This window comes from Kitasatospora mediocidica KCTC 9733 (genome assembly GCF_000744225.1).
In the GTDB taxonomy this organism is placed as follows: domain Bacteria; phylum Actinomycetota; class Actinomycetes; order Streptomycetales; family Streptomycetaceae; genus Kitasatospora; species Kitasatospora mediocidica.
The window spans coordinates 606,405-621,462 of the sequence record NZ_JQLN01000007.1 but is presented as its reverse complement, the minus strand read 5'-3'; the positions used below and the strand labels follow the sequence as shown (position 1 = coordinate 621,462).

7 protein-coding genes are annotated in these 15,058 nt (G+C 73.6%); 2 read left to right on the top strand and 5 right to left on the bottom strand.

From position 1 onward, the window contains the following. Positions 1–7: 7 nt before the first annotated feature. A complete protein-coding gene (locus BS80_RS33075) occupies positions 8–3,493 on the bottom strand; it encodes a S8 family serine peptidase (RefSeq protein WP_035806613.1) in 3,486 nt (1,161 codons plus the stop codon). A 311-nt stretch (positions 3,494–3,804) separates the two neighbouring features. On the opposite strand from BS80_RS33075, the gene BS80_RS33070 reads away from it, so the two are divergent. Next, on the top strand, positions 3,805–5,331 hold the full coding sequence (locus tag BS80_RS33070) for a fatty acyl-CoA synthetase (RefSeq protein WP_035805038.1): 1,527 nt from the start codon (positions 3,805–3,807) through the stop codon (positions 5,329–5,331). An 11-nt stretch (positions 5,332–5,342) separates the two neighbouring features. Here the strand turns inward: BS80_RS33070 and BS80_RS38320 are convergent, their stop codons facing one another. The 3 genes from BS80_RS38320 to BS80_RS33055 all read right to left on the bottom strand — a co-directional run bounded on the left by BS80_RS38320 (position 5,343) and on the right by BS80_RS33055 (position 10,848). Further along, positions 5,343–8,459, bottom strand: a complete 3,117-nt coding sequence (locus BS80_RS38320; protein ID WP_083975629.1) for a SpoIIE family protein phosphatase — start codon at positions 8,457–8,459, stop codon at positions 5,343–5,345. A 116-nt stretch (positions 8,460–8,575) separates the two neighbouring features. After that, positions 8,576–9,511 carry a hypothetical protein gene (locus BS80_RS33060; RefSeq protein ID WP_063772137.1) on the bottom strand — a complete coding sequence of 312 codons (936 nt, stop codon included), beginning with the start codon at positions 9,509–9,511 and terminating at the stop codon, positions 8,576–8,578. 2 nt (positions 9,512–9,513) lie between these two features. Then, complete coding sequence (locus BS80_RS33055; protein WP_035806608.1) at positions 9,514–10,848, bottom strand: VWA domain-containing protein; 1,335 nt, start codon at positions 10,846–10,848, stop codon at positions 9,514–9,516. A gap of 157 nt (positions 10,849–11,005) precedes the next feature. Between BS80_RS33055 and BS80_RS33050 the strand changes: the two genes are divergently transcribed. Then, positions 11,006–13,153 (top strand): NB-ARC domain-containing protein, encoded by a 2,148-nt coding sequence (locus BS80_RS33050; RefSeq protein WP_051967525.1) that lies wholly within the window; start codon positions 11,006–11,008, stop codon positions 13,151–13,153. On the opposite strand, the gene BS80_RS33045 is transcribed toward BS80_RS33050, so the two are convergent. Next, positions 13,133–14,803: a hypothetical protein gene (locus tag BS80_RS33045; RefSeq protein ID WP_051967524.1), complete on the bottom strand. Its 1,671-nt coding sequence runs from the start codon at positions 14,801–14,803 to the stop codon at positions 13,133–13,135. The genes BS80_RS33050 and BS80_RS33045 overlap by 21 nt on opposite strands. Positions 14,804–15,058 lie beyond the last annotated feature (255 nt).

Genomic DNA, 15,058 nt, shown 5'->3' with positions numbered 1-15,058 from the left:
GGTGTGACTAGTTCACCGTGTAGCTGTACGGGATCGCGGCGAGCACGGAACCGGTGGTCCCGAGGAAGCTGTTCGCGGTGGCCGTACCGGCCGGGCCGGAGACCAGGTACAGCACGCCGTGCACGGTGCTGCCCTTCGCGCCGGTCGGCGTGATGGTGACCTGCAGGCTGCCGGTGGCACCGGGCGCGACGACCACGGGGGTCGGCTGCGCGGCGGTGGCGTTCCAGGAGGCGGCGAACGGGTCACCGGTGCTCGAGGTGAGCGCCGTGTCGAACGCCTGGGTGTGGGCGGTCGCGGTGATCGTCGCGGTGCCCGCCGGGGCGCCGGCGTTGGTGAACGGGCCGATCTGCTGGACGTAGGTGCTCCAGTAGCCCGACAGGATCGGCTGCGAGGCGCTGCCGTTGTCGGTCACGACCGAGATGGTGTTGCCGCCCTGGGCCTGCTTGAGGTCACCGAAGAGGTCCGGCGAGCCGGCCGTTCCGGAGAGCTCCAGCTGGGCCTTGGTGGAGGAGGCGGCCACGCCGGTCAGCTTCGTGGTGCCCGGGGGCACGATGAAGTTGGGGACCGAGGAGGTCGGGGTCAGCGGCAGGGCCACCGTGCCCGAGGTGCCGAACGGGACCAGCGGGACGTCGACCAGGTTGGTCAGTCGGCCGTCCGCCTGGACCTGCTGGGTGGCACCGGTGTTGTTGGTGTACTGCACCGTCAGCGCGGTCGGCTGACCGGCCTTCAGCTTGGTGGAGGTGCTGTTCGGCAGGCCGGCCGCGGTGGCCTGGTCCTGGTCGAAGCCGATCTTGCCGGTGTACGACTGGCTGAGCTCGGAGCCGGAGACCGGGTTGAGCACGACCACCACGAAGCGCCAGCGGCCGGCCGCGGGGTTGACCGCGGTGGTCGAGACGCCGAGACCCGTGCTGGTGACGGTGCCCTGGTTGTTGATCGAGCCGTTGGACTCGATGTCCGCCGGGGTGCCGTTCGGCGTGATCAGGGCGCCCTGGAGGAGCAGGTTCGGGTCCTTGCTCAGGGTCAGGCCGACCTGGATGTCCTTCTTGCCCTTCGGCACGTCGAACGCGTAGGTGAAGCTCTGCGCGGGCGACGAGGCGCGGCCGTTGCCACCGGTGATCGAACCGGTGAAGGTGCCGCCGTTGTTCGAGGTGTCGACCAGGCTGCGCAGGATGACCGGCACGCTGGTGGTGTAGCCGTTCGAGCTCGACACGACGATCGACTGGGCGGCGTCACCGCTGCTCGCCGGGGTGGTGAGCTGCACGTGCAGGGTCTTGCTCTGGCCGGGGGCCAGGGTGGTGACCTGCGGGCTGACCTGGCCGGCCGGGACCGCGCGCTGGGTCGCGGTGTCCAGCTGGACCGGGCCGGTGAAGCCGGCGGTGCCGGCCGGGGTGTAGAGGATCCCGGTCCAGGTACCGGCGGCCGGGCTCGGAACGTCGACCAGGCCGAAGTTCGGCGAGACCGCGCCGCCCTGCGGACGGGTGTTGGTCTCGTAGCGGCCGGACGGGTCGATCAGCGTCAGACGGACCACGGGGGTGACCGTGGAGGCGCCGTTCTTCTGGGGGGCACCCTGCCACGCTATTGACGCGGCGAGCCGGTCGGCGCCGGACGGGACGTTGAACGTCACCTTGTGCGAAACCCAAGTGGCGCCGTTGGTGGCGTACTTGAACGTCGGGTCAGTGGTGGAGTTCAGCGCCACGGTCTGCACGGCGTCGGACTGCGGGGCGAAGGTGCGGGTCGAGCCGCTGACGGTGGCCGGCTTGTTGCCGGTGTTCGCCACGGTGACGTTCGCGGTGTGGGTCGAGCCGGGCGCGCCGGTGATGTCGACCTGGCCGGAGGTGACCGCGACGGTCTGGCTCTTGTCGGAGCCGGTGCCCGCCTGGTAACCCTCGGCGGCCTCGGCCGCCGCACGCACGTTCAGCAGACCGGCGCCCTGCTCCTGGGCCGGCAGGCCCAGGTCCTGGGCGGTGCCGGTGAGCAGCGCCTTGACCACCGCGGGGGTGGGCGAGGTGCCGTGGTGGCCGTTGCGGTAGGCCTCGATGACGACGGCGGCGGCGCCGGCGGTCATCGGGGCGGCCTGGCTGGTCCCGCCGAAGGGCTGGATCGAGGCCGCGCCACCGTTGTAGTTGGTGCACTCGGTGTACTTGCTCGTGTCGGGCGAGCAGAGCGCCCAGTCCGACTCACCGGGGGCGACCAGGTCGACGGTCTTGCCGGCCTGGGTGATGCCGCCGGAGGAGAGCGCCGAGATGCGGTTGTTGGCCCAGGTGCCGTTCGAGAACTGAGCGGCGCCGTAACCGGTCTGCTGGTAGTTCTCGTTGTCGGTCGAGGCGCCGGCGGAAATCACCAGCGGGTCGGCCGACGGGGTACCGATGGTGCCGTTCACGCCCGCGTCGCCGCTGGAGACCGTCACCGTGACGCCCGCCGCGACAGCCATGTCGTTGAAGAGCGAGATGGTGTCGTGCGCGCCGCTGTCCGGGACGATGTTGCTGCCGAACGACTCGTTCAGCACGTCGACGTGGGCCACCGAGACGGCGTAGTCGATCGACTGCAGGATCGCGGAGTTCGGGAACAGGTCGCCGCCGGCCTTGAGGGCCACCAGCGAGGCGCCGGGCGCGATGCCCTGGACGCGGATGTTGCAGCCCGCGGGGAGCGGGTGGCTGGCGTTGACGAACTTCGAGACGTCGTAGACCTGGCGGCCCTGGGCGATCATCGCGGAGGCGTCACCGAAGGCCTCGGCCGCGCCGCTGGGCGCGTCCCAGCCGTCACCGGAGAAGTCCTGGTGGTCGATGATCGCGCTCTTGCCGTTGACCCGGGTGAAGTCCGGGTTGTTCACGTCCAGGCCGTCGGCGATGTAGGCGACCTTGACGCCGGTGCCGTCGGCGAGCTCGCTCGCGCCGGGGGCGCCGGGGGCGCTGGCGACGTGCGTGGAGTACAGCGCCTCGGGCTCGAGCAGCGGCTTCGACGGGTCGGTCGGGCAGACCGTGTTCGTCGCGTTCTCGGTGCTCGGGGCGGCGGCGGGCGCGGCCTTGGTGGCCGGCGCGGCGGCCGGGGCCTTGGCGCCGGCGGTGGTGTTCGTGGTGGCGCCGGCGGTCGGCGGGGTCACGGTGACGGTCTCGTCGGCGACGACCGAGGCGACTGCGGGGTCCGCCGCCAGCGAGGCGCGCAACGCCGGGCTGACCGTGGCGGAGAACGCGTTCCCGACCACGAAGCTCTTGACGTTGGTGCCGCCGTTGGCCTTGACCCGCGCGAGCAGCGGAGCCTGCGCGGACTCGGTGCGCTGCTTGCGCGCGCCGAGGTGTCCGGCGTCGGCCGGGGCACTGGTGATCTGGTCCTTCAAAATCACGATCACCGGGGCCGGTGCGCCGCTCTCCGAGAGCGACTGCGCGCTCGGAGCGGAGGGCAGCGGGGCGCCGTTCGCGCTGGTCCCGATGGCCAGGACAACAGAGGCGGCGGTGAGAGTGACGGCTGCTAGCTGAGCTTTACGCCAGCCGATCATGAACATCCCTTCGTCTGATAAGACGTCAGGGGGCCTGTTCCGAAGCGCGCATCCGGGGTCGGACGCGTGTCTGCTCCTGGAACGCCCGTCCCGACAAGCTCACGCATTCCAGCGTATGTACAGCACCATGACAAGAGGGTAAAGAGGGCAAATCGTGGAGGGTCGCCCGCAGGGCTCGTCCGATAAACGGTCAAATGCAGGCCAGACGGGGTGTACTGCCCTCGCGGGCACGGTTGCAAATTGATCAAGCCGACACGCGAGGTTCACACGGGGGAGGGGTGGCGTGCCCTCAGGCGGATATACCGACGGTCATGGACCTCCCGCACACGAGTACCGTCCCGGACCTCGTCCGCCGCTCCGCCGCCCGCACTCCGGACCGCGTCGCGCTCCACTTCGAGGAACGCCGGTGGACCTACCGCGAGCTCGACGACGCCGTCACCCGCGCCGCCCGCCACCTGCTCGACCGAGGCCTCGGCAAGGGCGACCGGGTGGCCGCCTTCGGCCGCAACTCCGACGCCTACCTGATCCTCTTCCTCGCCTGCGGCCGCGCCGGCCTCGTCCACGTGCCCGTCAACTACAACGCCACCACAGCCGAACTGCACTACTTCGTCACCCAGTCCGGCAGCGCCGCGCTGCTCTTCGACGCCGACTTCGCCGAGCGGGTGGCCGCCCTGCCGCCAACTCCCGCGGTGGCGCACCGGGTCACCCTGGAGGACCTGCTCGACGTGGCCGCGACCGGCCCGGTCCCGGTGGTGGACGTCCCCGTGGACGACCGGGACCTCCTCCAGCTGCTCTACACCTCCGGCACCACCGCGGACCCCAAGGGCGCGATGATGACCCACCGAGCGCTGCTGCACCAGTACCTCTCCTGCGTGGTGGCGCTGGACATGCGCGAGTCCGACCGGCCGCTGCACGCGCTGCCGCTCTACCACTCCGGCCAGCTGCACGTCTTCCTGATGCCCTGCCTGCTGCTCGGCACCGTCAACCGGCTGGTCCGCGCACCGGACCCGGCCGACGTGCTGCGCCGGATCGAGCAGGAGGGCCTGACCAGCTTCTTCGCGCCGCCGACGGTCTGGACGGCGCTGGAGGCCCACCCCGACTTCCGCACCGCCGACCTGAGCACGCTGGACAAGGCCTACTACGGCGCCTCGATCATGCCCGCGCCGGTGCTGGCCAGGCTGCGCGCGGCGCTGCCCGCGGTCGGCTTCTACAACGCGTTCGGCCAGTCCGAGGTCGGCCCGCTCACCACCGTGCTGCGCCCCGAGGAGCACGAGGCGCGCCCGCACTCGGCGGGCCGTCCGGTGCTCTTCGTGGAGGTCAGGGTGGTGGCCGAGGACGGCAGCGAGGCGGGTCCCGACGAGGTGGGCGAGATCCTCTACCGCTCGCCGCAGCTCTGCACCGGCTACTGGGACAAGCCGCAGGAGAGCGCGGCGGCCTTCGAGGGCGACTGGTTCCACTCCGGCGACCTGGTCCGCCGGGACGCCGAGGGCTACGTCTACGTCGTCGACCGGTTGAAGGACGTGATCAACACCGGCGGTGTGCTGGTGGCCTCGCGCGAGGTGGAGGACGTCCTCTACGGGCATCCGGCGGTCGCCGAGGCGGCCGTGATCGGTCTGCCCGACCCGCACTGGGTGGAGGCGGTCACCGCTGTGGTGGTCTGCCACCAGCCGGTCTCCGCCGAGGAGTTGATCGCCTACGCGCGTGAGCGGCTGCCGGCCTTCAAGACTCCCAAGGCGGTGCACTTCGCCGACGCGCTGCCCAAGAACGCCTCGGGCAAGCTGCTCAAACGCGAGCTGCGCGAACGGCTGACCGGGTCGGCGGCGCGCTGGGCCGACTGACCGGACATCGGTCAGTCCTGCGCGGTGCCCGGGGGCAGTTCCAGCTCGAACCAGACGACCTTGCCGTGCCGGGTGCCGCGGCTGCCCCAGCGGTGCGCCAGCGCGTTCACCAGGTGCATGCCGCGGCCCCCCTCGTCGTCCTCCAACGCGCGCCGCATCTTCGGCGCGTGGCTGTCCACGTCGGAGACCTCCACGGTCAGCGCCCGGTTGCGGAAGAGCCGCAGCTGGGTGGGCGCGCCGGCGTGCACCATGGCGTTGGTGATCAGCTCGCTGGTCAGCAGCTCGGTCTGGTCGATCAGCGCGGCCAGGCCCCAGCCGCGCAGGGTGGCGCGGGTGAAGCGCCGGGCGTGACCCACCAGCGCGCGGTCCTTGGTCAGCGTCAGGGTGGCCAGCCGGTCCGCGCCGATCGGCCGGGCCTGCGCCATGATCACCGCGATGTCGTCCTCCCTGCTCCCGGTGATCAGGGTCGCGAGCAGCGCGTCGCAGCTCTCCTCCAACGAGCCCTGCTGCTCGGCCACCGTGCGGCGCAGCTCCTCCATCCCGGCGTCCAGGTCGCGGTCCCGGCGCTCGACCAGGCCGTCCGTGCAGAGCACCAGCAGGCCGTCCTCGGGGAGGGTGAACTCCACCGTTTCGAAGGGGACCCCGCCGACACCCAGCGGCGCGCCGGTCGGCAGGTCGAGCACCCGGACGGTGCCGTTCGGCCCGCTCACCACCGGGGGCAGGTGGCCGGCGCAGCACGCCGTGCAGACCCGGTCCACCGGGTCGAAGACCACGCAGACGCTGGTCGCGAACTGCCCCTCGCCCACCGTCGCCGCCGCCTCGTCCAGCCGCCGCATGACCCGCGCCGGGTCCATGTCCAGCGTGATCAGCGTCCGTGCCACGGTGCGGAGTTGGCCCATCGTCGCGGCGGCCCGCAGGCCGTGCCCGGTGACGTCGCCGACCACCAGCGCGACCCGCCCGCAGGACAGCGGCACGACGTCGAACCAGTCGCCGCCCACCTCGCTCAGCTCGCTGCTCGGCAGGTAGCGGTAGGCGATGTCCAGGCCGAGCGTGGGGTGCACCTCCTGCGGCAGCAGGCTGCGCTGCAGGGTCAGCGCGGTGTCCCGCTCGCGCCGGTACAGCCGCGCGTTGTCCATGCAGACCGCGGCCCGCGCGGCCAGCTCCTCGGCCAGCGCCACGTCCGCCGGGCCGAACGGCTCCGGGTTGTTGCGCAGCCGCATGAACTCCGCCCCGCCGAGCACCGCGCCGCGGGCCAGTAGCGGCACCATCAGGTACGAGTGCAGACCCGAGTCCAGCGCCGGCTGCACCCGGTCGGGGGAGGCGACGATCCGGGTCAGGTTCTCCGCGTTCACGTGGGCCACCAGGATCGACCGGCCGCTGCGCAGGCTCTCCGCGTACAGCCGGGCCGACTGCGAGACCCCGCCGACCGGGTCGGCGGCGCCGGTCAGCAGGCCGCCCGGGCTGTACTCGCCGACGGCGACCGCGCGCATCGTGACCGACCCGGAGGCCGGCACCGGCGCGGTCTCCTCGCCCTCCAGCACCGACTCCATCAGGTCGACGGTCACGAAGTCGGCCAAACGGGGGATCACCACCTCCACCAGCTCCTCGGCGGTGCGCCGCAGGTCCAGCGTGGCGCCGATCCGGGTGCTCGCCTCGGCCAGCAGGGCCAGCCGCTGCTGGGCCGCGTTTGCCTCCTCCAGGGCCTGCTGGCGGGCCCTGGAGGCGTCCCGCTCCAGCGTGTAGAGCCGGGCGTTGTCGATCGAGACGGCGGCCCGGGTGGCCAGCTCCGCACCGAGCGCGATGTCCTCCTCGGCCAGTGACTCACGGTCACCGTGCCGCGAGTAGACCACCATGCCGAGCACCGCTCCGCGGGCCACCAGCGGGGTGACGTGCACCGAGCGCGAGCGGTTGCGCAGGTAGGCCCGCATCCGTTCCTCGGCCGACTTCGAGGTGAGCGGCGGCAGCTCCCAGGAGGGCACCACGACGGTCTGCCCGCTGGCCATCGCCCGGGCGTACGGCGAGTCCGGCGGTATCTCGTACAGCGCGTCGGCCGGCAGGTCCCCCAGCGGGTAGGCGGAGTCCGTGGTGGCCACCGCCAGGCGCCGCACCCGCCCGCCCGGGGCCGGTTCACCGCTGACCAGCCGCTCCAGCACGAACACCCCGCTGACGTCGGCCACCCGGGGCACCATCGCGTCGGCCAGCTCACGGGCGGTGCGCCGCAGGTCCAGGGTGGTGCCGATGGAGGCCGTCGCGTCCACCAGCAACGCCAGGCGCTCGGTCGCCCTGGCCGCCCGCTCCTCGGCCTGGAAGCGCTCGGTGACGTCGACGATCGTCGAGCTCAGCCCGAGCACCTCGCCCGGCGGGTCCTCCAGCCGGAAGTAGGAGGCCGACCAGGCGTGGTCGCGCCCCGGGTCGCGGGGGGTGCGGCCGTGCGAGCGGGCGTCGATGACGGGCTCGCCGGTGGTCAGCACGTGCCGCATCACCTCCTCGACCTCGGCGGCGTTGATCCCCGGCAGCACCTCGGTCACCCGGCGGCCCAGATGCGCCGCGATCGGCAGGCCGTTCACCTCGGCCAGCGCCTCGTTGATCCGCACGAAGCGCAGCTCGGGGTCGTAGACCGCCATCCCGACCGGGGACTGCGTGAAGAAGCCGTCCAGCAGGGCCAGATCCCCCTGGAGCCGACGCACCGCGGTCACGTCCGTCATCACCGAGAGCACCAGCGGGCGCCCGCCGAGACTGCTCACCAGGTGGGTGCGGAAGGCCAGCAGGACGTGGTGCCCGTCCCGGTGGCGGACCGGGAAGACCCCGGACCAGGGCCGGCCGCGCAGGATGTGTTCGAACAGCGCCAGCACCTTGGGGCGGTGGGTCTCGGTGACCAGCAGCCGGGCGGCGGGCTGACCGACCGCCTCCTCGGCGGTGTAGCCGAGCAGCAGCTCGGCGTCGGGGCTCCAGTGCACGATCCGGCCGTCGGCCTCGACCAGGGCGGTCGCCACGGGGAGAATCAGCCGGGATTCCAGCTGGTCCGGAATCTCCTGATCCGGCTCCGGGGCCGCTGCGGGACGTACGGGACTGGCGTCCGTCGCCGTGCGACGGGCGCCCGCGCCCTGCCTTGGCTGCTCTGCCTGCATCCCAGGAACCCCGCTCGGAGGTGGCCGCCCCGCCCAGCCATTTTCGCACGGGACGCCGCTCGTGCAGGGGCGGGCGGCGCGGGCTCGAAGCCCGGCACCGCCCGCCCTGCCCCGGGTCAGCCCCGGGTTGCCTCGACGTACCGTTCGTGCTGCTCCCGCGCACCGGGACCGTACGCCCCCGGGCGGCGTGAGCGGCGCGGGTGGCGGGTGAGGCTGTAGCCCGCGACGCCGGCCAGCGAGGCCAGTGCGCCACCGGCCAGCGTCCAGCCCCAGCGGGTGTTCCACTGGGAGAACCAGTCGGAGTACCAGTGCGAGACGGCGGCCGCCGGGGCGGCGGCGCCGAGCAGGCCCGTCGTCGCCGTCGCCGTCGCCGTCGCCGTCGGGGCGGCGGTCGGGGCGGCCGTCACGTCCGGCGCCAGGGTGGCGCCGGCGTTCACCGGCGGCACCAGGGCGGCCTTCAGCGCGCCGCCCTCCGGCTGGGCGTCGTCCGCGCCGCCGGTGCTGGCGATGTGCAGCCGTGCCTGGGCCGGCAGACCGAGGTCCTGGCCCGGCGCGTCGGCCACCGACAGCTTGACGTAGTACGTCCCCGGCAGCGGGTCGCCGGACCACGGCTCGGCCCAGGAGCGGATCTGACGCAGCGTGCAGCTGGACGTCAGGGTGGCCGCGCTCTGCGCCGCGGTGGCGCTCTGGGTGCCCGCGGTGCAGGACTGGCGGCGGCGCAGGCCGTCGAAGACCTCCGTCGTCCAGGTCTGCGGCCCGTGCCGGTCCGTGGCGGCCGGCAGGGTGACCGTCACCGTGACGGTCGGGGTCTGCCCCTCGGAGGCGGCGAAGGACCAGTACAGGTAGTCGCCGGTGTCGGCGTCCACCGAGGCGTCCTGACCGGGCGCGAGCGAGGTCGCGGTCAGGAAGGAGTTGCCGGCGGTGCTCGCCGGGGCGGCGGGTCCGCTCGAACTCGGGGACGGGGACGGCGAGGCCGCGGTGGCCGCGGCCGCCGGCGCGAGGGCCAGCAGGCCGCCCGCCAGCAGGACGGTCCAGGTGGTTGTCGTACGCATCGTCAGTTCTCCCGCCAGACAGCGATCCGCCAGCGTGCGATCCAGCCGAACAACAGCCCGCAGACCAGCCCGGCGCCGGTCAGCACCAGCAGCAGCGTCCAGCCGCGGCCCAGGCCCAGCACGGGACCCGAGGGCGCGGGCGAGGCGGTGGTGAGGCCGACGGTCAGCTCCAGCGGGAGGCCCGGGTCGGTGGCCACGCCGGGTTGCGGGGCGAGGGAGTTGCTGACGACCAGGCAGACGTCGCCGCCGGCCGTGCTCGTGGTGGTCGCCGTGGTCGCCGCGGTCGGTGACGGCGAGTCCTGGGACGTGCGCGAGGCCGCCCAGCGCAGACCGGTGGAGACCACGTCGGTCCGGCCGCTGCCGGCGTCCGTGCCGCGCACCAGCTCCTGTCCGGAGGTGTCGGTGGCCTGGAGCAGCACGCCGTAGTCACGGGCCACCGCCCGGTCCAGCGAGACGCTCACCGAGGCGCGCAGCTCCTGGCCCGGCTGGACCGGCACCCGGTAGTAGCGGTGCTCGGAGAACTTCTCCCGGTCGCTGTAGACGCCGGGGGCCAGCACCGGCGCGCCCGCGCAGGTGTCGGTGCCGGTCGCCGCCGCCGGGGTCTGCCGGTAGGTGTTGTCGGCCTGCCCGACGATCTGCTTCAGCTTCTTGCTGAGCTGCTCCTGGGTGCGCACGTCGGTGTACGTGCCGCCGGTCGCGTTGGCGATGCAGAGCAGCTGGTTCTTGACGTTGTCGTCGTGCGCCAGGCCCAGCGTGTCGATCACCAGGTGGATGCCCTGGGCGGCCAGCTGGCGGGCCACGTCGCAGGGGTCGGGCGGGGCGCAGTCGTCCTCGCCGTCGGTGATCAGGACGATCCGCCGGGTGGTCTGGCCGGGGCCCAGGTCCTGCGCCGCACCGCGCAGTGCCAGGCCGATCGGGGTCCAGCCGGTGGGCCGCAGGGTGGCGACGGCGGTCTTCGCCTCGACCTTGTTCGTCTTGCCGACCGGGTAGAGCGACTGGGTGTCCAGGCAGCCCTGTGACTTGTCGTTGCCGGGATAGGTGGCGCCGAGCACCCGGATGCCGAACTCGGTCTCGTCCGGGAGGGCGTCCACCACCTCGTCCAGCGACTGCTGGGCGACCGACAGTCGGCTGCGGCCCTGGATGTCGGCGGTTCGCATCGACCCGCTGTCGTCGAGGATCAGGTCGACCTTGGGGGCCTCGGTGGTGGTGGCGGCCGGTGGGCCGCCGGTGGGCTCGTCGGCGAGGGCCGGACACCCGCTGAGCAGCGAGACTCCGGTTATCGCCAGGGCGGCCAGCAGGCTGGGGAGCCTGGCCGCCTTTCGTCGGTTGATGATCACGGCCCGCATCTTATGAATCATCAGTTCGGCTTGGCCAACCGGAGCGGGGCTCCCGGTCCGGTGGCCGAGCGTGGTCGCATCTGCGCGTTCCGCATCGGCGGTCCGGGGCGCACAGTACGATCACCGTAGTCCGGCTCAGCCAACCGCGGGGGACGATGTGGGCGACGATGTGAACGGACGGCGCACCGCGAACTCGGTTTCCGGCAACGCCCAGTTCGACGGCACCACGGTGTTGGCCGACCGGGTCGAGCTGACGATCAACCAGGCCCGTCGCGAGGGCGTCTTCGTGGTCCCCAACGAGGTGCCGCTGCCGCCCGAGGACTTCGTCAACCGCGAGGCCGAGGTGGGCCTCTTCCGCCGGCTGGTCGAGCAGCCCGGCGACCGGACCGGTCCGCTGGTGACGGTGCTGGTCGGCTCGGGCGGGGTCGGCAAGAGCGAGCTGGGCCACAAGTGCGCGCACGACCTGGGCGGGCTCTTCCCGGACGGCAGCCTCCACCTGTCGCTGGCTCCGCTGCGGCGCGGGGGAGTGCTGGAGACCGGCGAGGCGCTGGCCGAACTCCTGCGCGGCCTCGGGCTGGCCGACGGCGTGATCCGCGGGACCGCCGCCGGGCGCCTCGCCCAGTACCGCAGTTGGACGTTCGGGCGCCGCGTCCTGCTGCTGATCGACGACGCGCAGAGTGAGGACGACCTGCGCGACCTGCTCCCGTCCTCGCCGCACAGCGCCGTGCTCGTCGCCAGCCACCACGAACTCCACCTGAGCGGCGCGGTCACGCTGCCCGTGGGCCCGCTCAGCGAGGAGCACGCCACCCGGCTGCTCGCCGGGCTCGTCGGCGCCGAGCGCAGCGCGGCGGAGCCGCAGGCGCTGGCCGAGCTGGTGCGGATCTGCGCCGGGCTGCCGGTCGCGCTGCGGGCGGCCGGCGCCCGGCTGCGCAGCCGCTCGCACTGGACGCTGTCCCGGCTGGTCGAGGAGCTGACGGACGAGGACCGGCGCCTGGCGCGCCTGGAGGGGGGCCGGCCGGTGATGGAGAGGCTCTGGGACGCGGTCTACGCCGATCTGCCCGAGTCGGCCGCCCGGATGTACCGGCTGCTCGCCGACCACCCCGGGCCGGACAGCACCGTCGAGTCGGCCGCCGCGCTGGCCGGCGTGGACGGCTCGGCCGCCGAGGACGACCTCTACGAGCTGAAGCGGGTCAGCCTGCTCGGCGAGCGGGAGGGCCGGTTCCGGCTGCACGACCTGATCCGGCTGCACGCCCGGGCGCAGGCGCAGGCGCAGGCGCGGGTGGCTGACGGCGGGTCGGAGAACGAGACGGAGGTGGCGCTGCGGCGGATCGTCCGCTGGTACCGCCGCCAGGCCGAGCGGGCGGACCGGGCGGCCAAGGGCGACCGGCTGCGGATCGCCGAACCCCTCGGCGCGGTCGACGCGCCCGGGCCCGACCTGCCGTTCGCGAGCGAGCGGCAGGCGCTGTCCTGGCTGGAGCGCGAGCGGGCCGCCCTGTTCGACGTGGTGCGGCTGGCCGCCGGATCGGGCCGGCACGCCGACGCCGCGGCGACGGCCGAGCCGATCGGCGTCCTGTTCGAGAGCCACCGCCACTACGTCGAGTGCATCGAGGCGTTCACCCTCGGCGTGGCCGCCGCCGAGCAGCTCGGCGACCGCGCGGCCGAGGCCTGGCTGCGCTGCCAGCTGATGCGCCCGCTCTGGGAGCTCGGCCGGTTCGCCCAGGCCGAACGGCAGTTGACGGCGGCCTTCGCGGCCGTCGAGCGGGTCGACCGCCCACGGCTGCTGGCAGCGGTCTGGGAGCGCAGCGGCAAGCTGCACCAGGCCCGCGGTGAACTCGACGCCGCACAAGCCGACTTCGAACGTTCCCAGGAGATCAACGAGGAGATCGACCACCCGCGTGGCGTGATGCTCCAGCTCTACCACCTGGCCGGGGTGGCGATCCTGCGGGGCAGCGCGCGCGAGGCGATCACCCTGCTCGACCGGGCCGCCGTGCTCGCCGCGGGCAGCGCCGACCGCCGGCCCGACCGCCGGATGACCGGCCGGATCGCTCAGGCCGCCGGTGCGGCGCACCTGGCGCTCGGGGAGCGGCAGCAGGCCGAGGACGCGCTGCGGCTGGCCCTGGAGACCGCGGTCGGCCGGGCCTCGGAGATGGACGAGGCGCAGGCGCGGGACGCGCTGGCCGGGATCGTCGCCGACCCGAAGGAGGCCGGGGAGCACCGGCGGCGCGCCGACCGGCTCTATGCCGCCGCCGGAGGGCTGCGGATCGCGGTCGCCTCGGTCGACGACTCAGCGGGGGCGCAGGAGTAGTCGCCGGTTCCCGCTCAGGACGGTGGTCTCGCCCGCGGCGGGAGCAGCCTCGTCGCCCGCCGCGTAGAGGGCGGAGGCCACCAGGGGGAGGTCGGCGGTGTCGCCCGTGAACGTCCGGGCCGGGTGGCCGCGCAGCTGGAGGGTCACCTCGTCCGGCCCGCTCCGCACGGCGGCCGCGCGGGCCATCGGGTACTCGTCGAGCAGCGCCGTCGTGCTCGCCGAAGCCGCCACCACCACCTGCGCGTTCATCAGCAGGCGCAGATCGTCGCAGCGGTCGGTGTCGACCAGCAGGTGCGGCCGGCCCCCGGGAGGTCCGGCGGCTGCGGAGAGCGCCGCGACCTGCGCCACGGCGGCCGGGAAGCGCCGTACGGTCACCGTGACCGCGCCCGGCGCGCGGCCCGGCGCCACCCTGGTCCAGCTGCGCAGCGCGGGCGGCCGTTCGACCGGCACGCTGGGCACCGGCACGGCGCGGACCACCGGAGGGCCGCTCGGCTCGCTCAGGTCGAGCACCTGGTACGCCAGGGCCCGCAGCGCCGCGGACGAGCCGCCCACCAGGTCGAAGGCCAGCGCGGCGGCCGCCGCCGGGCCGGCCGGCTTGAACCCGTCGAGCAGCTCGTCCAGTTGCTCGCGCAGCCCGGCCGCCGGATCCAGCCGCGGCACCGCGGCGGCCAGCGCCGCGAGCGGGCTGTCCGGCACGATCTCCCGCCCGCCGTCTCCGGTCAGCATCACCGGGCGCTCCAGGGCCGCCGCGTACAGGGCCAGCGAGCCGTGGTCGGCGATCACACAGGAGGCCGCGACGGTGGCGGCCCGCCAGCCCTCCTCGGGCGGGAGCAGCACCAGGCCGGCGTCCAGCGCGTCGGCCAGCCAGTGCCGCACCAGCCAACTGCTTTGCCTCGCCCAGACATTGGGATGCAGGACCAGCGCCACCTGGTACTCGTCGTACGGCAGCTCGGCGAGGAGCCGGGCGGCCAGGTTCGGCAGGCTCTCGAAGAGCGAGGCCGCTCCCCAGGTGGAGGAGAGCAGGACCAGCCGACGGCCGTCCGTCGCGCCCAGCGCGCGTCGGTAGGCCTCGCGGCGGGTCCGGCCCGCGAGCATCCGGTCCAGGCACGGGTCGCCGACCACCCGGCCGCGCGAGGCGGCGGGCGGGCAGGCCAGCGCGAGGCGGCGGGCCTGGTCGGGGTGGGCGAGGCCGATGAGGGTCGGCACCACCCGTCCCTGGTACGTCAGTTGGGACGCGGACAGGCCGGAGACGTCCCGGTCGGCGTCGGCGTCGGTGGCGGTGTTGGCTCCGGCGGGGGAGGGGCTGGGCAGGCGCTTGTTGAAGCCGGCGCCGTGCGGGACGACCAGCAGGGGCGCGCGCAGCTGGTGCAGCTCGCCGTTCGGGCTCGCGGCCAGCGCGAGGTCCACCCGGCTGCGGACGGCCTGCGGCCAGCTCACGCGGGGTGCGCCGAGGCCGTCGAGCAGCGCGGGGAGGCGGTCGGCGAAGTCGGAGCCGGGGACGACGGTGAACGCGAGGTCGACGCGCTTGTCGCCCGCGAAGACGGGGACGACGTCGAGCATCCGGTAGAGGGCGGCCTCGCTGCGCACCGCGACCAGGACCGACCGGCGGTCGCGTCTGCCGTCAGTGTCGGTGGGGGGACTGGTGCTCACAGCAGCGTCCAAACGCTAACGGGTGCCCGGTGCCCGGTGCCATGATCCGATTACCACGCGGCCAGCTGATCGGCAAAGTGTCCTCCGGCTAGGCATGGTCGATATAGCCACGGTAAGTCAGCGACCGACCATATGCCCAACACACGGGGTCGCTCCCCACCTCCGGAACCCCGTCCCCCCGTACATGCCACGCCACGGCAAAGACTTCCCCATAAGTACGACAAGATGATGACCCGTTAGCTCCCATGCAGTCTC